The 22,735-nt window shown below is 59.1% G+C and carries 23 protein-coding genes; 16 read left to right on the forward strand and 7 right to left on the reverse strand.

The features are described 5' to 3' along the window. Window positions 1–10 precede the first annotated feature (10 nt). Together D8U18_RS03580 and D8U18_RS03585 are read left to right on the forward strand one after the other, a co-directional pair. Window positions 11–1,357, forward strand: a complete 1,347-nt coding sequence (locus tag D8U18_RS03580) for a carbohydrate porin (protein WP_056852623.1) — start codon at window positions 11–13, stop codon at window positions 1,355–1,357. 112 nt (window positions 1,358–1,469) lie between these two features. Next, a complete protein-coding gene (locus D8U18_RS03585) occupies window positions 1,470–2,324 on the forward strand; it encodes a D-hexose-6-phosphate mutarotase (protein WP_131107038.1) in 855 nt (284 codons plus the stop codon). Between the two features lie 185 nt (window positions 2,325–2,509). Here D8U18_RS03585 and D8U18_RS03590 read toward each other — a convergent pair whose 3' ends face one another. Then, window positions 2,510–3,370, reverse strand: coding sequence for a MurR/RpiR family transcriptional regulator (locus tag D8U18_RS03590; RefSeq protein WP_170948639.1), 861 nt, complete (start codon window positions 3,368–3,370; stop codon window positions 2,510–2,512). Between the two features lie 228 nt (window positions 3,371–3,598). On the opposite strand from D8U18_RS03590, the gene zwf reads away from it, so the two are divergent. The 4 genes from zwf to D8U18_RS03610 all read left to right on the forward strand — a co-directional run bounded on the left by zwf (window position 3,599) and on the right by D8U18_RS03610 (window position 7,343). Beyond that, on the forward strand, window positions 3,599–5,068 hold the full coding sequence (zwf, locus tag D8U18_RS03595) for a glucose-6-phosphate dehydrogenase (RefSeq protein WP_131107039.1): 1,470 nt from the start codon (window positions 3,599–3,601) through the stop codon (window positions 5,066–5,068). After that, window positions 5,055–5,768, forward strand: coding sequence for a 6-phosphogluconolactonase (gene pgl / locus D8U18_RS03600; protein ID WP_131107040.1), 714 nt, complete (start codon window positions 5,055–5,057; stop codon window positions 5,766–5,768). The genes zwf and pgl overlap by 14 nt, the downstream gene beginning before the upstream one ends. A gap of 17 nt (window positions 5,769–5,785) precedes the next feature. Then, window positions 5,786–6,451 carry a bifunctional 4-hydroxy-2-oxoglutarate aldolase/2-dehydro-3-deoxy-phosphogluconate aldolase gene (locus D8U18_RS03605; RefSeq protein ID WP_056852619.1) on the forward strand — a complete coding sequence of 222 codons (666 nt, stop codon included), beginning with the start codon at window positions 5,786–5,788 and terminating at the stop codon, window positions 6,449–6,451. Window positions 6,452–6,626: 175 nt separating this feature from the next. Next, window positions 6,627–7,343: an intradiol ring-cleavage dioxygenase gene (locus D8U18_RS03610; protein ID WP_056852618.1), complete on the forward strand. Its 717-nt coding sequence runs from the start codon at window positions 6,627–6,629 to the stop codon at window positions 7,341–7,343. 2 nt (window positions 7,344–7,345) lie between these two features. Here the strand turns inward: D8U18_RS03610 and D8U18_RS03615 are convergent, their stop codons facing one another. Further along, the gene (locus D8U18_RS03615; RefSeq protein WP_056852617.1) at window positions 7,346–8,527 is read right to left on the reverse strand and encodes an aminotransferase class V-fold PLP-dependent enzyme; all 1,182 of its coding nucleotides are present in this window, start codon (window positions 8,525–8,527) and stop codon (window positions 7,346–7,348) included. A gap of 32 nt (window positions 8,528–8,559) precedes the next feature. Further along, the gene (locus tag D8U18_RS03620) at window positions 8,560–8,796 is read right to left on the reverse strand and encodes a DUF3820 family protein (RefSeq protein WP_131107041.1); all 237 of its coding nucleotides are present in this window, start codon (window positions 8,794–8,796) and stop codon (window positions 8,560–8,562) included. Window positions 8,797–8,999: 203 nt separating this feature from the next. Between D8U18_RS03620 and D8U18_RS03625 the strand changes: the two genes are divergently transcribed. The 4 genes from D8U18_RS03625 (at window position 9,000) to D8U18_RS03640 (ending at window position 12,680) form a co-directional block, all read left to right on the forward strand. Beyond that, window positions 9,000–9,467, forward strand: coding sequence for a PA2169 family four-helix-bundle protein (locus tag D8U18_RS03625; RefSeq protein WP_056852616.1), 468 nt, complete (start codon window positions 9,000–9,002; stop codon window positions 9,465–9,467). Window positions 9,468–9,624: 157 nt separating this feature from the next. Further along, window positions 9,625–11,613 (forward strand): FUSC family protein, encoded by a 1,989-nt coding sequence (locus D8U18_RS03630; RefSeq protein WP_130908636.1) that lies wholly within the window; start codon window positions 9,625–9,627, stop codon window positions 11,611–11,613. Continuing rightward, complete coding sequence (locus tag D8U18_RS03635; protein WP_056852614.1) at window positions 11,600–11,806, forward strand: DUF1656 domain-containing protein; 207 nt, start codon at window positions 11,600–11,602, stop codon at window positions 11,804–11,806. The genes D8U18_RS03630 and D8U18_RS03635 overlap by 14 nt, the downstream gene beginning before the upstream one ends. A 10-nt stretch (window positions 11,807–11,816) precedes the next feature. Continuing rightward, window positions 11,817–12,680 (forward strand): HlyD family secretion protein, encoded by an 864-nt coding sequence (locus D8U18_RS03640; protein ID WP_056852613.1) that lies wholly within the window; start codon window positions 11,817–11,819, stop codon window positions 12,678–12,680. Between the two features lie 155 nt (window positions 12,681–12,835). Here D8U18_RS03640 and D8U18_RS03645 read toward each other — a convergent pair whose 3' ends face one another. Together D8U18_RS03645 and D8U18_RS03650 are read right to left on the reverse strand one after the other, a co-directional pair. Then, the gene (locus tag D8U18_RS03645) at window positions 12,836–13,306 is read right to left on the reverse strand and encodes a MaoC family dehydratase (protein ID WP_056852612.1); all 471 of its coding nucleotides are present in this window, start codon (window positions 13,304–13,306) and stop codon (window positions 12,836–12,838) included. A 41-nt stretch (window positions 13,307–13,347) separates the two neighbouring features. After that, window positions 13,348–14,292: an alpha/beta hydrolase gene (locus tag D8U18_RS03650; RefSeq protein WP_131107042.1), complete on the reverse strand. Its 945-nt coding sequence runs from the start codon at window positions 14,290–14,292 to the stop codon at window positions 13,348–13,350. Window positions 14,293–14,536: 244 nt separating this feature from the next. Between D8U18_RS03650 and fadD2 the strand changes: the two genes are divergently transcribed. Beyond that, window positions 14,537–16,225, forward strand: a complete 1,689-nt coding sequence (gene fadD2, locus D8U18_RS03655) for a long-chain-fatty-acid--CoA ligase FadD2 (RefSeq protein WP_056852610.1) — start codon at window positions 14,537–14,539, stop codon at window positions 16,223–16,225. A 384-nt stretch (window positions 16,226–16,609) separates the two neighbouring features. Continuing rightward, a complete protein-coding gene (gene fadD1 / locus D8U18_RS03660) occupies window positions 16,610–18,307 on the forward strand; it encodes a long-chain-fatty-acid--CoA ligase FadD1 (RefSeq protein ID WP_131107043.1) in 1,698 nt (565 codons plus the stop codon). A 265-nt stretch (window positions 18,308–18,572) separates the two neighbouring features. Here fadD1 and D8U18_RS03665 read toward each other — a convergent pair whose 3' ends face one another. Further along, a complete protein-coding gene (locus tag D8U18_RS03665; protein ID WP_007990351.1) occupies window positions 18,573–18,950 on the reverse strand; it encodes a hypothetical protein in 378 nt (125 codons plus the stop codon). Window positions 18,951–19,150: 200 nt separating this feature from the next. Here D8U18_RS03665 and D8U18_RS03670 point away from each other — a divergent pair, with 200 nt between their 5' ends. The 3 genes from D8U18_RS03670 to def all read left to right on the forward strand — a co-directional run bounded on the left by D8U18_RS03670 (window position 19,151) and on the right by def (window position 21,016). Beyond that, a complete protein-coding gene (locus D8U18_RS03670; RefSeq protein ID WP_056852608.1) occupies window positions 19,151–19,342 on the forward strand; it encodes a CsbD family protein in 192 nt (63 codons plus the stop codon). A 175-nt stretch (window positions 19,343–19,517) separates the two neighbouring features. After that, window positions 19,518–20,474: a YihY/virulence factor BrkB family protein gene (locus tag D8U18_RS03675; RefSeq protein WP_056852607.1), complete on the forward strand. Its 957-nt coding sequence runs from the start codon at window positions 19,518–19,520 to the stop codon at window positions 20,472–20,474. 2 nt (window positions 20,475–20,476) lie between these two features. Beyond that, the gene (def, locus tag D8U18_RS03680) at window positions 20,477–21,016 is read left to right on the forward strand and encodes a peptide deformylase (RefSeq protein ID WP_056852606.1); all 540 of its coding nucleotides are present in this window, start codon (window positions 20,477–20,479) and stop codon (window positions 21,014–21,016) included. Between the two features lie 8 nt (window positions 21,017–21,024). On the opposite strand, the gene D8U18_RS03685 is transcribed toward def, so the two are convergent. Continuing rightward, a complete protein-coding gene (locus D8U18_RS03685) occupies window positions 21,025–21,456 on the reverse strand; it encodes a GNAT family N-acetyltransferase (protein ID WP_131107044.1) in 432 nt (143 codons plus the stop codon). A gap of 330 nt (window positions 21,457–21,786) precedes the next feature. On the opposite strand from D8U18_RS03685, the gene D8U18_RS03690 reads away from it, so the two are divergent. Beyond that, window positions 21,787–22,728 carry a fatty acid desaturase gene (locus D8U18_RS03690; protein ID WP_130908630.1) on the forward strand — a complete coding sequence of 314 codons (942 nt, stop codon included), beginning with the start codon at window positions 21,787–21,789 and terminating at the stop codon, window positions 22,726–22,728. Window positions 22,729–22,735 lie beyond the last annotated feature (7 nt).

The raw sequence follows: 22,735 nt of genomic DNA on the forward strand, positions 1-22,735 counted from the left end.
GGAAGTAGGGATGAAGAAGAACAACAGTGCTCAGCTTATCTGCCAGTTGTCAGCCGTTGCGGCAATGATGCTGGCCGGTAGCGTGCACGCGGCTGACGCGTTCAGCGCCGATTCGGAATGGATGACCGGTGATTGGGGTGGCGAGCGTACCAAGCTGATCGAGCAGGGCATCGACATCAAGATGGACTACGTCGGTGAAGTCGGTGGCAACCTGCATGGCGGTTTCAACGACGACAAGACCGCGCGCTACAGTGACCAGTTTGGTCTGGGCGCGGCGCTGGACCTGGAAAAGCTGTTCGGTTGGGATAACACCCAGGCCAAGATCCAGCTGACCAACCGTAACGGCGAAAACATTTCCAACGACCGCGTCGGCGACCCGCGGGCCGGCACCCTGAGTTCGTCCCAGGAAGTCTACGGCCGAGGCCACATGGTGCGTCTGACCCAACTGTGGATCAAGCATCAGTTCTTCGACAACAAACTCGACGTCAAGGCCGGTTACTTCGGTGAGGGTGAAGATTTCAACACCTTCCCGTGCGAATTCCAGAACCTGGCATTCTGCGGTTCCCAAGTGGGTAACTGGGCCACCAACATCTGGTACAACTGGCCGGTCAGCCAGGCGGCGATCCGCGTGAAGTACAACATCTCGCCTGAGTGGTATGCGCAGATCGGCGCGTACAACCAGAACCCGTCGCAACTGGAGCACGGCAACGGCTTCAAGCTCAGCGGCAGTGGTACCAAAGGCACCGTCCTGCCGGTTGAACTGGTGTGGCTGCCCAACCCTGGCAACCTGCCGGGCGAATACCGTGTCGGTTACTACAAAAGCACCGCCAGCGCCGATGACGTTCGTGAGGATGACAACGGCAATGATGCGGCCACCAGCGGCAATGCCTATCGCAGCCACAGCAGCAAGCACGGCTACTGGTTCGTGGCGCAACAGCAACTCACCAGCCACAACGGTGACGCCACTCGCGGTCTGAACATCGCCGCCAACGCGACGTTCCACGACAAGGACACCAACATCGTCGACAACTACCAGTCGCTGATGTTCGTGTATAAAGGCCCGTTCGATGCACGTCCGAAAGATGACCTCGGTATCGGTTTCGCCCGCATCCATGTCAACGATGACGTGAAGAAAAACGCCGAGCTGACCAACGCCGCCAATGGCGTCAGCGACTACAACGATCCACTGTTCTCGCCACTGCGTGAGACCGAGTACAACTACGAGCTTAACTACGGTTTCCACGTCACCAACTGGCTGACCGTGCGTCCTAACTTGCAATACATCACCCACCCGGGCGGTGTGGATGAAGTCGACAACGCGCTGGTGGCCGGTCTGAAAATTCAGTCGGTGTTCTAACGCGACTGCGATAAGCTCCTCTCTGTGCGCATTTTGCGGACGGCCAAGGCTGTCCGCTTTTTTTTGGAGGGCCGCGCACCCCGCTGACAGATGATTTTCAGGACCGTGGCACATGCATGAGCATCCGCTACAACGCTTCTTCAAATCCTTGCGCGAACGACCGGTGTTTGCCTGGGAGCGCTATCAGAAGCGCGACGTGTTGGTCATTGATCACCCGCTGTGTCAGGCGGTATTCAGTCGCCAGGGCGCGCAGTTGTTGCACTTCCAGCCCAAGGGGCAGAAACCCTGGCTGTGGTGTGCGGCGAAGTGGCCGCAGGTGGGCGCGATCCGTGGTGGCGTGCCGGTGTGCTGGCCATGGTATGGCCGTCATCCGAGCGAAAATGCCTGGCCGTCCCATGGTTGGGCGCGGTTGCTCGACTGGAAGCTGATCGATAGCAGCAGTGACGAGGATGGCGTGCGTTTGCACTGGCAACTTGAACTCTGCGACTGGCAAGTGGACCTGCATGCACACCTGGGGGAACGCATGGAGTTGCGTTTGAGTACCGAGCATCAGGACGACATGCCATGCCAGTTGAGCCAGGCTTTGCACGCTTACTGGCGTATTGGCGATGTCGGTGAGGTAGCGCTGTCTGGGCTCGAAGGCGCGCAAGGTTACGACCAGTTGAACCGACAGATTTGCCAACAGGAAGGCGAGTTGCGGGTCGATGGCGGATGCCAGCGGGTGTTTCAGCATGACGGGGAGTTGCAGCTTAACGATCACGCCTGGGATCGGGCGTTGTGCATCGATACCGGCGATACGGCTGACACGGTGGTGTGGCATCCGGGATCACGACCGTTGCTTGGGGTGAGCTGGAACGAGATATCTGAATTCGTTTGCGTGGAAGCGGCCAGCGGCGGCACCGATGGCCTGTGCCTGAAACCGGGGGAGCGGGCGCATTTGAGTTTGCAGGCGCGGGTGGCGGCTTAATGGGGATCGTTCCCACGCTCTGCGTGGGAATGCCTCAAGGGACGCTCCGCGTCCAGTGACGCGGAGCGTCACGGGCTGTGTTCCCACGCGGAGCGTGGGAACAATCAGCATTTCAGGTTCGGCGCGGACACTGTGGGAGCTGGCTTGCCAGCGATGAGGCCTGACCGGTCAGCGCAGATTTCGGATCAGTTGAATTCGTCACCCACCGGATACCGGCTGGCATTCAAACTCTCTTTGATCTTGCGCAAATGCGGCTGGAAATCCACTCCGCGTCGCAGGGTCATGCCAGTTGCGAGCACGTCGAGCACGGTCAGTTGAATGATCCGCGACGTCATCGGCATGTAGATGTCGGTGTCTTCCGGCAATGGAATGTTCAGGCTCAAGGTACTGGCTTTGGCCAATGGTGAGTTTTCCGCGGTCAAGCCGAGCACCGAAGCGCCGTTCTCCCGGGCAATGCGCGCCACTTCCACCAGTTCGCGGGTGCGGCCGGTGTAGGAAATGATCACGAACAACTCGCCGGTGTGCGCCACCGAGGCAATCATGCGTTGCATCAGCACGTCGGCGTGGGCAGTCACGGCCAGGTTGAAACGGAAGAACTTGTGCTGCGCATCCAGTGCCACCGGGGCCGAAGCGCCGAGACCGAAAAAGTGGATCTGCCGCGCCTGGATCAACAGGTCGACGGCGCGGCTGATCAGGTTCGGGTCCAGTGCCTGGCAAGCGCTGTCCAGGGACGCGATGGCGCTGCCGAAGATTTTCTGCGTGTAGGCCTCCGGGTTGTCATCGGCCTCCACTGCGCGGCTGACATACGCCGCGCCGCTGGCCAGGCTTTGCGCCAATTGCAGCTTGAGCTCGGGGTAGCCGCTGACGCCGAACGAACGGCAGAAACGGTTGACCGTCGGCTCGCTGACCGAAGCGGCCTGGGCGAGGGCGGCGATGCTGAAACGGGTGGCCTGCTGCGGGTTGAGCAGGATCACCTCGGCGACTTTGCGCTCGGCCTTGTTCAGCTCTTCAAGGCGATTCTGGATCTGTTCCAGTAAATTTCGCACGCGGTCCATATGAGTTTCCTTGATTCACCAGCGCCGATAAGCGCGCGGCTAATGCAAAAAGGGCCTTTGGTGTGGCCCATAACGGTGGCCTATCCTACTGATGGCTCCGACCGACCACCACTCGGAATCTGTATTTTGCGAAAATGTTGTGGTTATTACTACATTTTCCCTTGAGTGATGCCTTGAAAAAAGGTATTTGTAGCTTAACTTGATAAAAGAACAAACATCATGCTCTCGATTACGGTTGAACCGTGCACCTTTGCCTTGTTTGGCGCCCTTGGCGATCTGGCCTTGCGCAAGCTGTTTCCTGCGCTTTATCAACTCGACGGTGCAGGCCTATTGCACGAGGACACGCGGATCATCGCGCTGGCCCGTGAGCCCGGCAGCGAGCAGGAGCATTTGGCGTTCATCGCCTCCGAGCTGCGCCGCTACGTGGGTGCCAAAGATCTGGACGAAGCCGTCGTCGAACGTTTTCTCGCACGCCTGAGCTATCTGCACGTCGATTTCCTCAGACCCGAAGACTATGTGGCCCTGGCCGAAGCGGCAGGCAGTGCCCAGCGGGTCATCGCCTATTTTGCTACGCCGGCAGCGGTGTACGGCGCGATCTGCGAGAACCTGGCGAAGGTCGGCCTGGCGGAAAACACCCGCGTGGTGCTGGAAAAACCCATCGGTTCGGACCTGGAATCCTCGCGCAAGGTCAACGATGCCGTGGCGCAGTTCTTCCCGGAAAACCGCACCTACCGCATCGACCATTACCTGGGCAAAGAGACTGTCCAGAATCTGATCGCCCTGCGTTTTGCCAACAGCCTGTTCGAAACCCAGTGGAACCAGAATTACATTTCCCACGTGGAAATCACCGTGGCCGAGAAGGTCGGGATCGAAGGCCGCTGGGGCTACTTCGATAAGGCCGGCCAGCTGCGGGACATGATCCAGAATCACCTGCTGCAATTGCTCTGCCTGATCGCCATGGACCCACCGGCCGACCTGTCCGCCGACAGCATCCGCGACGAGAAAGTCAAAGTGCTCAAGGCACTGGCGCCCATTAGCCCGGAAGGCCTGACCACCCAGGTGGTGCGCGGCCAATACATCGCCGGCTACAGCGAAGGCAAAGCAGTGCCGGGTTATCTGGAAGAACCCAATTCCAACACCCAGAGCGACACCGAAACCTTTGTCGCCCTGCGTGCCGATATCCGCAACTGGCGCTGGGCCGGCGTACCGTTCTATCTGCGCACCGGCAAGCGCATGCCGCAAAAACTGTCGCAGATCGTCATCCACTTCAAGGAACCGTCGCACTACATCTTCGCCCCCGAGCAGCGCCTGCAAATCAGCAACAAGCTGATTATCCGCCTGCAACCGGACGAAGGCATTTCCTTGCGCGTGATGACCAAGGATCAAGGCCTGGACAAAGGCATGCAGCTGCGCAGCGGTCCGTTGCAGCTGAATTTTTCCGATACCTATCGCAGCGCGCGGATTCCCGACGCCTACGAGCGGTTGTTGCTGGAAGTGATGCGCGGCAATCAGAACCTGTTTGTCCGTAAAGATGAAATCGAAGCCGCGTGGAAGTGGTGTGACCAGTTGATCGCCGGGTGGAAGAAATCCGGTGATGCGCCCAAGCCGTATGCGGCAGGGTCCTGGGGGCCGATGAGCTCCATTGCACTGATTACGCGGGATGGGAGGTCGTGGTATGGCGATATCTGATTTGAAACTGCCTCAGGGTGTAAGCGCCCATGAGTTCAAGAGCCCGACGCTGTTGGCCGAAGGCCTGGCGCTGAGCGTGGCGAAACAACTGAGCGACGCGATCGACACCCAGGGCACTGCGACCCTGGTGGTGTCCGGTGGCCGCAGTCCGGTGGCATTTTTCCAGCACCTGGCCAAGGAGAAACTGGACTGGTCCAACGTCGTGATCAGCCTGGCTGACGAGCGTTGGGTGCCGGTCGAGCATGCCGACAGCAATGCCGGCCTGATCAAGAAATACCTGTTGCAAGGCCCGGCGGCCAAGGCTCAGTTTCTGAGCCTGTATAGCGCCAGCGCCAACCTGGAACAGGCGGCAGAGCAGGCTGACCGTTTGCTCTCCGAGTTGCCGGTGATCGACGTGCTGGTACTGGGCATGGGCGATGACGGTCACACCGCCTCGCTGTTCCCCAACAGTCCGAAGCTTGCCGAGGCCTTGCAGGCCGACGGTAGCCGTCGTTGCTATCCAATGCTCGCACCGACCGTGCCGCATCAGCGCCTGACCATGAGCCGTGCGCTGCTGGCTTCGGCCAAGCACAAGGTTCTATCGATTTCCGGTCAGTCCAAGCTGACCACCCTGAGTACCGCACTGGCCGGTGACGATGTCGCCGCAATGCCGATTCGCGCGTTTCTGCAACCTACGTTAGAGATTTACTGGTGCCCATGAGCCAAGGAACAGCCGCTATGACAATCCCATCCCCGACCGTTTCCATGGCGGATAAAGTTGCCCTGATCGACAGCCTCTGCGCCAAGGCGCGGATCCTGCCGGTGATTACCATCGCCCGCGAGCAGGACGTGCTGCCGCTGGCCGATGCCCTCGCGGCGGGTGGCCTGACCGCGCTGGAAGTGACGCTGCGTTCGCAGTTCGGCCTCAAGGCCATCCAGATCCTGCGCGAACAGCGTCCGGAGTTGATGACCGGTGCCGGCACCGTGCTCGATCGCCACATGCTGGCCGCGGCAGAAGCGGCGGGCTCGCAGTTCATCGTTACGCCAGGCATCACCCGTGACCTGCTGGAAGCCAGCGTTGCCAGTCCGATCCCGTTGCTGCCAGGCATCAGCAATGCCTCGGGCATCATGGAAGGCTATGGTCTGGGTTATCGCCGCTTCAAGTTGTTCCCGGCGGAAGTCAGCGGTGGCGTTGCCGCTATCAAGGCCTTGGGCGGTCCGTTCGGCGAAGTGAAATTCTGCCCGACCGGCGGCGTGGGCCCGGCCAATATCAAGAGCTACATGGCGTTGAAGAACGTCATGTGCGTGGGCGGTAGCTGGATGCTTGATCCTGAGTGGATCAAGAACGGCGACTGGGCCCGCATTCAGGAATGCACCGCCGAGGCACTGGCGCTGCTGGACTGATCGCTTCACCCGACACTTCGTTGTGTGTTCTACGGCTTTACGGTGCGCTTGGTCGGTGCACCGTTTTTTTTTGCCTGATGAAAACCGGCGTCAAGACATCCTGCGATACATAGTTACCGCATCCGGAAAAGCGGCCAGTGCTAGCCTGCGTTGATCTTATGGAAGAGAGAACGTCATGGACGCCAACATTACCGATACACCCGTTTGCCTGCTGTCCCCGGAACAAATCGCCGGCCCTTATTTTCGCAATCCCAAACTGATTCGACGCAATATCAGCGAAGGCGCCGACGGCATCCCATTGGTATTGCGCCTGCAAATCATCGATGCCATGACTGGCCAACCGGTCACCGATGCGCTGGTGGATATCTGGCACTGCAATGCGCGGGGCGCCTATTCAGGCTGGAGCAAGATCAATCCGGACCTGGAAGTCGATGTCGGCGACATCGGCGCAATCCCGAGAACCGACGACGATACGTACCTGCGTGGTGCTCAGTTCACTGATAAAGCGGGGAACGTGCGCTTCACTACCATCTACCCGGGTTTCTATGCCGGCCGTACCCTGCACATTCATGTGGCCGTGCGAATCACCTCGGGCAACAACTATCTGGAAGAACGACACGTCGCCTGGGTGGGGCAGCTGTACTTTCCCGAAGTGGCTTCGCGTTCAGTGCTTGGCAGTCGGCAGTACAGCGGACGGGCTGTGCGACCGCTGGGCAATGAGCAAGATCACTTTTACACAACCATGGGCGGCGAGGCCTCGACCCTGAATGTACATACCCTCTCTCGAGACTCCAGGGACGACGGTTTTTTCGGGCACATGACCATCGGCATCGACACCTTTGCAGTGTCGACCCAGATCAAGCCGGAAGACTTCGATAAATACACCGTGTGACGTCAGGCCAGTTCCGCCAACGCCGAAGCCAGTCGGTTCATGTCCGCCGCAGTGCTGGTCAGCCCTGGCGTAATGCGAATGCATGGACCGCTGGCAGCGCCGTTGCGCACTACGGTAAACAGGTTGTAGTCGCTGAGCAGTTTTTCGGCCATCGCCTGTTGGTCGGCATGGGCGGTAAAGCGCATCGAGGTGATGCCACAGTACAACCGTGGATCATCCGGGGTCATGACTTCGATACCCGGGTGCCCACGTACCGCGCGCACCCACAGGTTGCGCAGGTAGTTGAGCCGTGCCCCCTTGGCCGCGGCACCACCCATGGCCCAATGCTCTTCGAGCACCAGCGGCAGGGTCAGCAGCGCGGGGATGTTCGGCGTACTGTAAGACGTGCGAGCGCGAATGTCGGTGATCGGAAAATGCATCTCCTCCATGTCCGGGTCGATGTCAGCCAGGCGCTCGGGGGCGATGTAGAGAAAGCCCAGGGTCAGCGGTGCACCGATCCATTTGTGCAGGTTGTAGGCGGCGAAGGCGATGCCCAGCTCTTCGAGATCGAATTCCAGTTGCCCCAGTGCATGGGCGCCGTCGAGGATCACATCGATGCCATGCTCCCTGGCGGCGGCGGCAATCGCCTGCACCGGCATCACCAGGCCTGTGCGGTGAGTGACGTGGGTCAAGGCCATCAGCTTGAGTCGTGGGTAGCGTGCAAAGGTCTCGCGATAGGTGGCCAGTAAACTGTCGAAACTGGCAGGGTGCCCATGGTCGATCTCGATCACCTCGACACCCCGATGACGCGCCAGCCAGCGCATCGCGCCCTTGACCGTGTCGTACTCCAGGTCGCAGATCAGCACTTGATCGCCCGGTTGAAGGCGATTGTAGTTGCGGATCAACGATTGCAAACCATCCGTCGCGTTGCAGGTCAGGGCGACACTTTCGGCAGGTACACCGATCAGCCCGGCCAACTGCGCGCGGATCTTCACACTGTCGCCCTGTTCGAAGCGCTGGCGCGCATACACCGAGTTGCTGCGGTTGATCAGCTCGATGTTGCGCTGATACTCCTCGACCACGGTGCGCGACATGCGTCCGAAGTAGCCGTTTTCCAGATTGATCGGTCCCGGTTGCCGATCGTAGCGATCGGCAAAGGTCCGCCAAAAGGCTTCATCACGGGCACGGCGGGTATTGTCGGGCATGGGCTTACTCAATCAGGGGCGGGGGGCGTGGATCAGTGGCGTGGAGCAGGTTTGCCATGCTTGGCGCGCAAGGGTTCCAGCAACTCCGACAAGCCGATGTGATCAATCTCTTGCATCAGGGCCAGCAAGCCACCCAATTCGCCGTGGGGAAAACCTTCCCGGGCAAACCAGTTCAGGTATGGGCCGGGCAGGTCGGCAATGATCCGTCCCTTGTATTTGCCGAAGGGCATTTCCCGGGTAATCAGCAGTTCGAGCTTTTCAGGGTTCATCACGCAGTCGTCTTGATTCATTCGGTCTGGAAAATACAGGCATTCTGCATGCAGGCCAATTGACAGATCATGCAAAAAAAACGGATACAGATTTTCGCTGTAACAGTAACTAATTGAAAAATAAAGGGAAATTTATGTCTGTTGAGCTGGCATGCGCCCTGCAATGAGTAAGTCATCTTTCATCAACCGCAAGGAATTGAAAAATGACCGACATGAATAAAGAAGCGATTTCTGTACTCAATGACCTGATTGAAACCTGCAAGGACGGTCAGGAAGGGTTCAAGACTTGCGCCGAAGACATCAAACACCCTGAACTCAAAACCTTGTTTGTGCAACGTGCTGCCGACTGTGGCACCGCCGCCGCTGAGCTGCAGGCTGCGGTGCGTTCAATGGGCGGCGATCCGGAAACGTCCACCAGCGTCAGTGGCGATCTGCATCGTCGCTGGGTCGATGTGAAGTCGATGTTCACCGGCAAGGATGAAGAAGCGGTGCTCAATGAAGCCGAACGTGGCGAGGACCATGCGCTGAAGGCGTATCGCGATGCCATGGAGAAAATCAACAAGCACAACCTGGTGGGCATTCGTGATCTCGTTGAGCGTCAGTACCACGGCGTGCAACGTAACCACGATCAGGTAAAAGCCCTGCGTAACCAGGCGCGCGCACGTTCGTAAGCGTTCGTTTGCTGTCAAAAACGCCAGCCAGTCTGGCGTTTTTTTGTGCTCGGGAATTAGCGCTGGACGGGGTATAGATAGCTAGCTAATAATTTGTTTTTCAAGTGACCGGCCTGAAGCCGACTATCGTTAAAACGACTTTTCAAGAGTGCTTTTCGTGCCCATTACTTTGCAGGCGTTGTTCGCGCCTGACCGCCGCGCCTTGCAGTTCGCGATCAAGACCTTGATCGGCGGAGGAGTGGCGCTGTGGCTGGCATTGCGCTGGGGCCTGGAGCAACCGGCCTGGGCATTGATGACTGCGTTCATCGTCGCGCAGCCACTGTCCGGCATGGTGATGCAAAAAGGCTTGGCGCGGCTGTTGGGGACGTTGGTCGGAACCATCATGTCGGTGGTGTTCATGGGCTTGTTCGCCCAGACACCGTGGCTGTTTTTGCTGGCGTTGGCATTGTGGCTTGGACTGTGTACGGCCAGTTCGACATTACTGCGCAGTGCCTGGTCCTATTCATTTGTACTGGCCGGGTACACCGTGGCGATCATCGCGCTGCCGGCCATCAATCATCCGTTGACCGTATTTGACCAAGCCGTGGCACGCTGCACCGAAATCAGCCTGGGCATTATCTGCGCCACCGCCAGCAGTGCTTTGCTCTGGCCATTGCGGGTCGAGAGACAGCTGTCGGACCAGGCCCGAGGAGCCTGGCAAAGTGGCATGAATGCCGCGCGGGCGACACTGGCCGGGGATGGACAGGCACGCAAAGGCTTGCTGGAAATTCTCGGTCGAATCGTTGCCGTGGACGCGCAACGCGAACACGCCTGGTTCGAAGGGCCTCTCGGTCGGCAACGGGCACGCGCCATCAGCGGTTTGAGCCAGAAATTGTTGATGCTGCTGCGCATCGCCCGTTCAGTGCGCCGGCAGTGGAAACAGTTGGAACCGCAAGAGTCGGCGCAGTTGTCACCGTGGATGAACGAAGTGCTGGAGGCGCTGAAAGTCGCCGATCCTGCGACGTTGCATGCCCTGCGCCCGCGTTTGCTCGACGCGTCCCACGACCCGCAGATCAGTTCGGCACAGAGTTACTGCCTGGTGCGTTTCACCTTGCTGATGGATACGGCCATGGCGGCGACGGCGGCGTTGAGCGCCGTTGAGGAGGGCGGTGATCCGGTCGCGCCGCCCAAGACGCTGACACCTCACCGCGATCTGTCGCTGGCCCTGGTGTTTGGCGCCCGCAGTGCCTTGGCGTTTCTGGTGGTTGCGAGTTTCTGGCTGGCGACCGCCTGGCCCGCGGCAGCGGGGGCGATGTTGTTGACGTGCGTCGTGTGCAGCCTGTTCGCCAGCCGGGAAAATGGTGCGCAAATCGGCATGAGTTTCATGCGCGGGATATTCCTGGCCATTCCGGCGGCGTTCATCGTCGGGCAAATTCTGCTGCCGCAATGGAGCAGTTTTGCCATGTTGTGCATGGGTATGGGCGTGCCGTTGTTTTTCGGGGCGCTGGGCATGGCCAAGCCACAGATCGGCGCTACGGCCACGTCATTCTGCCTGCATTTCATTGTGCTGGTGGCTCCGCTCAACCAGATGAAGTTCGACGTCGCGACGTTCTTCAACAGCGCCCAGGCCATGGTCATCGGCGTCGGTGCGGCGGTGCTCGCATTCCATCTGTTGATCCTGCGTAACCCGGCGTGGCATGGCCGTCGATTGCTCGCGGCTACCCTTGACGATCTGGTGCGCCTGACCCGGCGCAATCTGGCCGGCGCCGAGAGCTGGTTCGGCGGACGCATGGCCGACCGCTTGCTGCAATTGGCGCGGCATTATCCGGAGTTGCCCGAGCCGGCGCGAAGCCGCTGGGATGACGGGCTGCTCGGGTTGGATATCGGCGATGAATTGCTGCACCTGCGCCTGAGCCTGGCGGTTGCGCAGGTTCCGGTTTCTACAGCGCAACAGCAATACCTCGAGCAACTGGAAAGCGTCCTGAAAAAAGGTCCGGCGCCAGATCGCGGCGAAGCGCTGGCCGAAGCCAGCGAGGCTTTCGTGCAAAACCTTTACGCCTTGCCCTCGAGTGATGCAGTGAAACTGGCCCGGGGCGCGGTGCTGCAATTGCAGAACAGCTGGCGCGCCTGGTGCCGCCAACAGGAGGCAAACCATGGGCTTGCGTGAGTGGGCGGTGGGCGGGGTGTTGCTCAGCCCGTTTCTGATTTATGTGCTGCTGGCGCTGCTGGTGACCGGCGCCTTGCGCCTGTTGTTGCGGCTGACCCCGATTGGTCGTTGGGTCTGGCACGAAGCATTGTTTGATTGTGCCTTGTACGTCTGTGTATTGACCGTGATCACCGTCGTCCTCGGACCTTTATAAGGAGCTGAATATGCGTACCCCCGTACGTGTCGCGTTGACCCTGTGCCTGGTGGCGGTGGCGATATTTGCCGGCGTGCATTTGTGGCAGTACTACATGCTCACGCCCTGGACCCGCGATGCACGTATTCGCGCCGACGTGGTGGTGATCGCGCCGGATGTGTCGGGCTGGGTGCGTGAGCTCAAGGCCTACGATAACCAGCAGGTGAAGGCGGGGGACCTGTTGTTGAGTATCGATCGCGACCGTTTCGAAGCCGCCCTGGAAAAAGCCCAGGCGGTGGTGCAAACCCGCCAGCAACAACTGAACCTGCGTGAACGCGAAGCCAGCCGCCGCGCCAGCCTCGGGCCGCAAGCGATCAGCGCCGAACTGCGGGAAAACGCACAAATCAATGCCGGTATCGCCCGTGGTGAACTGCGTGAAGCACAGGCCGAGGCCAAGGTCGCAGAGATCAACCTGGCGCGCAGCCAGATCCATGCGCCGCGCAATGGTCACATCACCAACCTGCGTCTGGCTCAAGGCAATTATGTGAATGCCGGGCAACCGGTGATGGCGTTGATCGATGATTCAACCTTTTACGTGCAGGCTTATTTCGAAGAAACCAAGCTGCCACGGATCAAGGTCGGCGACCCGGTGAAAGTCTGGTTGATGAGCGCCGGGGAAGCGTTGCAGGGGCACGTTGAAAGCATCAGCCGCGGGATAACCGATCGCAATACCACACCGGACGGCCAGTTACTGGCAGAGGTGGAACCGACATTCAATTGGGTGCGACTGGCGCAACGGATTCCGGTGCGGATCAAGCTGGACAAAGTGCCCGAAGGGATCAACTTGAGTGCGGGAATGACTGCGAGCGTGCAGGTGCAGGAGGGTGAGCGCTAGTTCGTGTTCGTGCTGCTGTCCTGTGGCCAGGGCGCTTGCTCCCGCTCGGCTGCGCAGCCGTCGCAAATCCTGCCAACGCATTCGTTCAAGTGAACTGAGGTGTCTGAGTTGGGGGCGCTTCGCGCCCCAGCGGGAGCAAGCCCCCTCGCCACAGGTCAGCCGATGCTGATCGGTGGCAACTCGGTCAGCGTCACGCTCTGCTGTTTGCGCGGCGCGAGGATTTCCGCCTCGCCGTCGACCACCAGTTCATCGCGCTGGTTGAATACGCGGGTGGCGATGCGCACGCGGAACTTCGGCAGTTTTTCGAGGATTTCCAGGCGCACCGTCAGGGTGTCGCCGATCTTCACCGGCTTCTGGAAACTCATTTGCTGGCCGATGTAGATGGTGCCCGGCCCAGGCAGTTCGCAAGCCACCGCAGCGCTGATCAGTGCACCGCTGAACATGCCATGGGCAATGCGCTCCTTGAACATGGTGCTGGCAGCGTATTCGGCATCCAGGTGCACCGGGTTGTGGTCGCCCGACATCGCGGCGAACAATTGAATGTCGCGCTCTTCGACCGTCTTGCTGAAGCTGGCGGTCTGGCCGACTTCAAGGGCTTCGTAAGGGGTGTTGGTAACCTGGGTCATGTGTCTCAATTCCTGTGACGAATAAAAGAATTCACAAAAAACTATTCGGCTCGATGTGGCCTGGGGGTGCTCAGGGTCTGGTTGATCCAGCCCAGCACGTCGGCAATCACGTCATCGCGGTTGGTTTCGTTGAACAGTTCGTGCCGAGCCTGCGGATAAATCGTCAGTTGCAGGCTCTGGCTGCCGGCTTCGCGCAAGGCGTCGGCCAGATCTTTCAGACGCTTGCCTTCGCTCACCGGATCACATTCACCGCCAATCACCAGCATTGGCAGGCCTGGATCGATCTGCGCGAGATTGGACGCTTTGCTGATTTGCTGCAACCCGCCGAGCAAATCGATCCACATTTGATTGGTACACCTGAAGCCGCACAGCGGGTCATTGGCGTACAAGTCGACCTCTGAAGGATCGCGACTGAGCCAGTCGAACCGGGTGCGCACCGGTTTGAATTTGTTATTGAACGAGCCAAACGACAACCATTCGATCAGCGCGCTGCGGCCCTTGGGGCCTTGGCGCAGGCGTTCGAGGCGGGCAATCTGCCGCGCCGCACGGTAAAGCGTCACGGGCTGGAAGTTCGAACCGCTGAGAATGGCCCCCTGCAGGCTGGCGCTGTGGTGCAACAGGTAACCTTGGGCGATGTAACTGCCCATGCTGTGGCCGAGCAGTACGATCGGCACACCGGGATGCTGCTGGCCGATGTGCTGATTCAGGCAGGCCAGGTCACCCACCACTTTGGCCCAGCCATCGTTGTCCGCGAAGTGGCCGAGCGTCCCGTTTTCGGCAGTTTTGCCATGTCCGCGCAAGTCCGGCGCATACACGCCGTAACCCTGATCGCAGCATTTTTCGGCAAGGCGCGCATAGCGGCCACTGTGTTCGGCCATGCCGTGGGCCAGCAGGATCACCGCCTTTAGCTTGCCCGTGGGCAGCCACTGATTGACGAAGAGGCGGCTGCGGTCACTGGTGGTCAGCCAGAACGTGTCGTGGATCATGGCGATTCCTTTCCATGCATGGGCGCGGGGTGGTTGCATTGTATAGCGCAAAATCCTGCCGGCATCAGCTCACGCCACGGCAGGAAGATTCACACGGTCAATGACGCGTTGACGCATATTTGCCTGATTGGCCATAACTGCTAGTGTCCGTGAAGCTCCGCTTTTCGCTTTCTGCTTTTTGAGGGATCACAGAGAAATGACAGAAAAGCGGCCCGGATAGGCTCAGGTAAAGAGGACAAGAACAATGCAACCTGATTTCTGGAATGACAAGCGCCCGGCCGGCGTACCCCTGGACATCGACGCGGGTGCCTACAAGTCGGTCATCGAGGTGTTCGAACGTTCCTGCAAGAAATTCGCTGATCGCCCGGCGTTCAGCAACATGGGCATCACCCTGACCTACGCCGAACTGGAACGCTACAGCGCAGCGTTCGCCGGTTACCTGCAAGCCCATACCGACCTGGTGCCGGGGGATCGCATCGCGGTGCAGATGCCTAACGTCCTGCATTATCCGGTTGCCGTGTTCGGCGCGTTGCGTGCCGGGTTGATCGTGGTCAACACCAACCCGCTGTACACCGCGCGGGAGATGCGTCACCAGTTCAAGGACTCCGGCGCCCGGGCACTGGTGTACCTCAACATGTTCGGGCAAAAGGTCCAGGAAGTCCTGCCCGACACCGACATCCAGTACCTGATCGAAGCCAAAATGGGCGACTTCATGCCCGCCGCCAAAGGCTGGCTGGTCAACACGGTAGTGAGCAAGGTGAAGAAAATGGTCCCGGCCTATGCCTTGCCCCAGGCCATTTCCTTCAAGACTGCGTTACGCATGGGCCGCGGCCTGGGCATCAAGCCGCTGAAAGTCGGCCTCGACGATATCGCCGTGCTGCAATACACCGGTGGTACCACCGGGCTGGCCAAGGGCGCCATGCTGACCCACGGCAACCTGGTGGCGAACATGCAACAAGTGCGGGCCTGTCTGGAGCAGTTCGGCAACGACGGTCAGCCGCTGTTGCGCGAAGGGCAGGAAGTGATGATCGCGCCGCTGCCGCTGTACCACATCTATGCATTCACGGCCAATTGCATGTGCATGATGGTGTCCGGCAACCATAACGTGCTGATCACCAATCCGCGGGACATCGGCGGCTTCATCAAGGAACTGAAAAACTGGCGCTTCTCGGCGTTGCTCGGGCTCAACACGCTGTTCGTTGCGCTGATGGATCACGCGGATTTCAAGACCCTGGATTTCTCCAGCCTCAAGCTCACCAACTCCGGTGGCACCGCGCTGGTCAAGGCTACTGCCGAACGCTGGGAACAGCTCACCGGTTGTCGCATCACCGAAGGCTACGGCTTGACCGAAACCTCGCCAGTGGCCTGCACCAACCCGTACGGCGACCAATCGCGCATCGGCACGGTCGGGCTGCCAGTGCCGGGCACCACGTTGAAAGTGATCAATGATGAAGGGGTCGAACAGCCCTTGGGCGAGCGCGGCGAGCTGTGCATCAAGGGCCCGCAGATCATGAAGGGCTACTGGCAGAAACCCGAGGCCACCGCCGAGGTGCTGGACGCCGAGGGCTGGTTCAAGTCCGGCGACATTGCTGTGATCGACCCGGACGGCTTTGTGCGCATTGTCGATCGCAAGAAAGACATGATCATTGTCTCGGGTTTCAACGTGTACCCGAACGAGATCGAAGACGTGGTCATGGCCCACCCGAAAGTCGCCAACTGTGCGGTCATCGGGGTACCGGACGAACGTTCCGGTGAGGCGGTCAAGCTGTTTGTGGTGGCGCGTGAGGCAGGGGTCAGCCTTGAAGAGCTGAAGGCGTACTGCAAGGAAAACTTCACCGCTTACAAAGTGCCCAAGCACATCGTGCTGCGTGAGTCGTTGCCGATGACACCGGTGGGCAAGATTCTGCGGCGCGAGTTGCGCGATATCGCCTGATTGTTGAATGGCCGCGCTTCACGCGGATCGCGGGCAAGCCACGCTCCCACAGATTCACTGTTGTGCACGCACGTTGTGTACGACGCGAACCCTGTGGGAGCGGGCTTGCCCGCGATGCTTTTCGGCGTACGCCAGAGCCCCGAATTCCGTGGCTTTCAGGATGTTATAGGTTTTTTGCTCTAAAATGACCGTTTGTCATTCTTGAGTCACATTTGTGACCGTAGAGGCCGCTTTTGGCTCTAGTCGACCCTTGGCAAAGCTGCTACTCTCGGCGCGCTTTGTGACTTCTCGGCCTTCTGTCAGCCAGATTCACCAATGACCAAACACCAATAATAATCGCATCAAATGCGGTGCTGAATTCGCGTTGCTGAGGAGTGGGCTTCCATGATCGAAGACTTTTGGAAGGATAAGTACCCAGCTGGGATTGCTGCCGACATCAATCCAGACGAGTATCCGAATATTCAGGCAGTGTTGAAGCAATCCTGCCAACGCTTCGCCAACAAGCCGGCATTCAGCAACCTGGGCAAGACAATCACCTACGGTGAACTGTACGAATTGTCCGGTGCCTTTGCCGCGTATCTGCAACAGCATACCGATTTGCAGCCGGGCGATCGAATCGCCGTGCAACTGCCCAACGTCCTGCAGTACCCCGTGGCCGTCTTCGGTGCCATCCGCGCCGGGCTGATCGTGGTCAACACCAACCCGTTGTACACCGCACGGGAAATGGAACACCAGTTCAACGACTCCGGTGCCAAGGCCCTGGTCTGCCTGGCCAACATGGCGCACCTGGCGCAAATCGTGGTGCCCAAGACTGGCGTCAAGCACGTCATCGTCACCGAAGTCGCCGACCTGTTGCCGCCGCTCAAGCGCCTGCTGATCAACAGCGTCATCAAGTACGTGAAGAAGATGGTGCCGGCCTATCACTTGCCAAAAGCCGTCAAGTTCAACGACGTGCTGAGCAAGGGCCAGGGCCAGCCAGTGGCGGAAGCGAACCCGGCCAACAGCGATGTGGCAGTGCTGCAATACACCGGTGGCACTACCGGCGTGGCCAAGGGCGCGATGCTGACCCACCGCAACCTGGTGGCGAACATGCTGCAGTGCAAGGCGCTGATGGGGTCCAACCTCAACGAAGGTTGCGAAATCCTGATCACACCGCTGCCGCTGTACCACATTTATGCCTTCACCTTTCATTGCATGGCGATGATGCTGATCGGCAACCACAACATCCTGATCAGCAACCCGCGCGACTTGCCGGCGATGGTCAAGGAACTGTCGAAGTGGAAGTTCAGCGGCTTTGTTGGCCTCAACACTCTGTTCGTGGCCCTGTGCAATAACGAAGGTTTCCGCAAGCTGGACTTCTCCGCGCTGAAAGTCACCCTGTCCGGCGGCATGGCGCTGCAACTGGCGGCAGCCGAGCGCTGGAAAGCGGTCACCGGTTGCGCCATCTGCGAAGGCTACGGCATGACCGAAACCAGTCCGGTGGCCACGGTCAACCCGATCCAGAATATCCAGATCGGCACCATCGGCATTCCGGTACCGTCGACCCTGTGCAAAATCGTCGACGATGCCGGTGTCGAGCAGCCAATGGGCGAAATCGGCGAACTGTGCGTGAAAGGCCCACAGGTCATGAAAGGCTACTGGCAGCGCCAGGACGCCACCGACGAAATCCTCGACAGCGAAGGCTGGTTGAAGACCGGTGACATCGCATTGATCCAGCCCGACGGCTACATGCGCATTGTCGATCGCAAGAAAGACATGATTTTGGTGTCCGGTTTCAATGTGTACCCGAACGAACTGGAAGACGTGCTGGCAACTTTGCCGGGCGTGCTGCAATGCGCGGCCATCGGCGTGCCGGACGAGAAGTCGGGTGAGGCGATCAAGATTTTCATCGTCGCCAAACCGGGCGTGACCTTGACCAAGGAACAGGTGATGGAGCACATGCGCGCCAACGTCACTGGCTACAAGGTTCCGCGTTCGGTGGAGTTCCGCGACGCGTTGCCGACCACCAACGTTGGCAAGATCCTGCGCCGGGAACTGCGCGATGAGGAGCTGAAAAAGCTCAAGGCGAAGAACGCCGCGTAAACCAAAAAGCCCCGCAAATGCGGTGATGCTGTTCACTGAAGAGAACGTTAGCATCCTGTGGCGAGGGAGCTTGCTCCCGCTGCGCTGCGCAGCAGTGCCTTTTCAAGGCCGCTTCGCGCCCCAGCGGGAGCAAGCTCCCTCGCCACAGGGTAATGTTCCTTGACTGAACAGCATTACTGCAAATGCGGGGCTTTTTGTTGGTGCTGGATTCTTCTTTGCAAAACTTTTCTGTCGCGGGAGTCCTTTACTCCGCAAGCGGCAGGAGTTATTGGCGGAACGGTGCGAAGTTGACGTTGGTACCTGCCGGACGCATGTCCTGCAGATACGAGTCCTTGTCGGCACTCAGTTCCAGGCTCAGGGCCGCTTTGCGCTTGCCCTGATTGCGCACCACCAGGCCTTCGAGCTTCTCGCGCAAAAACACCGTCGGCACTTTCAAATGCAGCAGTTCGTCGGTGTCCGGGGTGTGCATCAGCAGGTGAATCCACTCGTACTGACCCACGGCCAGGCGTGCCACCGGAATATCGAACCACCAGATGTTGCGGTTGCGGTTCAGTTCGGTGAAGTGGCAGTTGTTGACGCCAAGCACAGCACCACCAAGTTCCTGGTTTCTGCGGGCAATGGCCTGCTTTTTATCGAGTTTCATAACATTCCTGCGGTATTGGATCTTCAGCGCCACGCGCCGATACGTTGCGCATTCTCGGGGGTTGCCGGGCAAACATAAAGCCCAACCTGCATGGAACGATGAAATGTCGCGCGGAAAATAAATGAAACTCCGCGCGAATGCGCTCGGTCAACCTTGTGTAACCACTTTCCTCCCAATGAAACGCACGCAGGAGATTCATCATGGGCAGCACAAGCGATAAAGTGAAAGGCATGGCCAACGAAGCCGCCGGCAACGTCAAGCAAGGCGTCGGCAAGGCCACCGGTAATGACAAGATGCGCGCCGAAGGCGTGGTGCAAGAAAAGAAAGGCGAAGCTCAACAAGCCGTCGGCAAGGCCAAGGATGCCGTGAAAAAAGGTGTCGACAAGGCTTGATCCGGCCTTTGAACAAGCCTCGAACGGCCATCCACAGATGGCCGTTTTTGTGTCAGCCTGAACTTGATTGAGGAAATTGTTTCAAAGTCGCCAGGTAGGCTACTTTGATCTAAGAAAACGGCCCCTGAGTCGCCATGACTACATCCCATCCTGATTGCGGCGAATGGAGACGCTAATGATTTTCCCGGACATGAAAGGTCTGCCCATCCACCGTGTGATGGTGCGCACGGTCACCGAGTTCGTCGACGATGAGATGTCGACCTATGCCTCGGCACTGGCCTATCAAATGCTGTTTTCGCTGTTCCCCTTCATTCTGTTCCTGATTGCCCTGATCGGTTTCCTGCACCTGCCGGATTTCTTTTCCTGGCTGCGCCTGCAATCGGAGCTGGTGCTGCCGCCCCAGGCCCTGGAACAGGTGAACCCGGTCATCGACCAGCTTCAGCAGTCCAAGGGCGGATTGCTGTCGGTGGGTATCGTGATTGCGCTGTGGACCGCCTCGGCCGGTGTGCGGCTGATGATGAGTGCGATGAACGCGGCGTACGATGTCGTTGAAGGTCGCCCGGCGTGGAAGCGTTTTCCCCTGTCGATCATCTACACCGTCGGCATCGCCGGCATGCTGCTGATCGCCGCCGCGCTGATGGTACTCGGGCCGCAAGTGATGAGCTGGATCGCCTCGCAAGTGGGCCTCGAGTACTTCATCGTCACCCTGTGGACCATCGCGCGTTGGCCGGTGATCGTGATCCTGTTGATGGTCGCGGTGGCGCTGATCTATTACGTCATGCCTGACGTCAAACAGGAATTTCGCTTCATCACCCCCGGCTCGGTGCTGGCCGTGGTGGTGTGGATCATTGCGTCGCTGGGCTTCGGTTTGTACGTCAAGGAGTTCGCCAACTACAACGCCATGTATGGCAGTATCGGTGCGATCATCGTGCTGTTGCTGTACTTCTACATTTCCGCGGCGGTGTTACTGCTCGGCGCGGAGATGAATGCGGTGATCGAGCACATGTCGCGCGAGGGTAAGGACCCTGGCGAGAAAGTTGCCGGCGAGAAAGGCCCTGTCCATGAAAAACAGCACGTATCGGGACTTGGCCGCGATCATTCACAACCCAAACCGACCATTGACGAAACCTGACCATGATTCGTGAAATCCTGAAAATGGGTGATGAGCGCCTGCTGCGCATTGCTCCGCCGGTGCCCGCTGAAATGTTCGACAGTCCCGAATTGTGGCAACTGATCGATGACATGTTCCAGACCATGGAGAGCGTGGGTGGCGTCGGCCTGGCTGCACCGCAGATCGGTGTTGACCTGCAACTGGTGATCTTCGGTTTCGAGCACAGCGAACGTTACCCGGACGCCGAGGCGGTGCCGCAAACGATACTGATCAACCCGTTGATCACGCCATTGAGCCCGCTGATGGAAGAGGGCTTCGAAGGTTGCCTGTCAGTGCCCGGCTTGCGTGGCGCGGTGGATCGCTACCAGCAGATCCGCTATGAAGGTTTCGACCCCAAGGGAGAGCCGATCGTGCGCATTGCATCCGGGTTCCACGCGCGGGTGGTGCAGCATGAGTGCGATCACCTGATCGGCCGGCTCTACCCGTCGCGCATCAGCGATTTCAGCAAGTTCGGCTTCACCGAAGTGATGTTTCCGGACCTCGATCCCAACGCTGACGATTGATCCACCGTTTACGCGCAACGAGCCCTCACCACTGGTGCCAGGCCCATGGCAATCATCGGTTTGCTGCGCGCATAGCGGCTCAGTCGCTCGACCATCGCGTAGGGCATTGGCGGATCAAAGGTAAAACCGCGGCGCTCATAAAAACCACGCAGGTCGGGATGACAGAACAGCCATACCGGCAGTTCGCACTCCTTTACCGCCGCGCTGATCAACGCTGCGGCGATGCCTTGCCCGCGACACGCCGGATCGACAAATAAACCGGTCAACCAATGCCCGCCGGAAACCGGACGCAAACACAACGCCCCGACGATTTCGTCGCGCCGGGCCACCCACAATTGCGCCTCGCGAACCGCTTTCATCGACGATTGATGGGCGCGGTAGAACTTGTTCATCAATGGCCAAAGCGGCTCATCGAGTCGGCTGAAACGGGTGTCGGGCATGGTCTCGGACTGTCGGTACGCGAAGCGGGCGATTATAAAAGAACGCACCTGCAAAGATAGGTGTATACCTGATCTCACATCCCCTGTGAGTGGAGTACGCATCATGTCCAAAGGTATGGATTCAAAGAAAGCGGACAAGAAAAAGCCGGCGAAAACCGCTATTGAAAAACGCGCCGACAAGAAAGCCAAAAAGGTCAATGTGTTCGGGCATTGAGCCTGCGCTGATCGTTCGCTCCCGCGCAATGCGGGAGCGATCAGTTTGAAAATAATCTGCAGGAAATCCAGGCGTCGTTGCACAGAAGAGGATTGGTCCCCGATCCGAGCAACGCCATGCCTCATTACTTCGATACTGCCCACCGAAAAGAAATCGAAACGCTACGCCAACGCCTGACCGCCCGCACCGAGTGGCCGACCTGGTTGCTGTTGATCGGCGTCTACAGCGCGTGGTTCGCCCTCGTGATGGCCAGTCACTCCCTGGGCTTGTGGTTGAGTACCGGGTTGCTGATTCCCGTGGTGGTGTTGTGGCTGTCGGTGCAGCACGAACTACTGCACGGTCATCCGACCCGCTGGCCGCTGTTGAATAAAATCCTTGGCTATGCGCCGTTCGCCGTCTGGTATCCCTACACCTTGTATCGCGACAGCCATTTGCTGCATCACCGCGATGAAGACCTGACCATTCCCGGTCGCGATCCGGAAAGCCGCTACCTGAGTGCCGAGCAGTGGCAAGGCAGCTCCTGGTTGAAAAAAAGCCTGCACTGGCTGAATAAAACCATGCTCGGCCGCTTTCTGCTCGGAGCGCCAGTTGCCCTGCTGGGTCTGGCCCGGGATGAACTGAAACGCTTGAAAAAGGGCGATCGCCAAGCCTGGTTGATGTGGCTCAGCCATGGCGCGGTGACCTTGTTGATGTTGCTGTTTATCGCCCACTTCAGCGTGCTGCCGATCTGGCATTACTTGTTGCTGGTCAGCGTGCCGGCGCTGTCGATTGCGATGATTCGCTCCTACTATGAACACCGCCCGCATGCGGCACCGGAGCAACGCACCGTACTCAATGAAGCGGCCTGGCCGTGGCGCTGGCTGTTCCTCAACCTCAATCTGCATTTGGTGCACCACGATTTGCCGGGACTGCCCTGGTATGACTTGCCCCGCGCCTACCGCATGCGTCGCGAGCAATGGCTGGCGCGCAGCGGCGGGTTTCTGGTGCAGGGCTATGGCCATTTTTGGCGTGAGCATGGGGTGAGGGCGATCGACAGTCCGCTGCATCCGTTTCACTGACGTAAGG

This window comes from Pseudomonas sp. Sample_10, from assembly GCF_004321495.1.
Taxonomy (GTDB): Bacteria; Pseudomonadota; Gammaproteobacteria; order Pseudomonadales; family Pseudomonadaceae; genus Aquipseudomonas.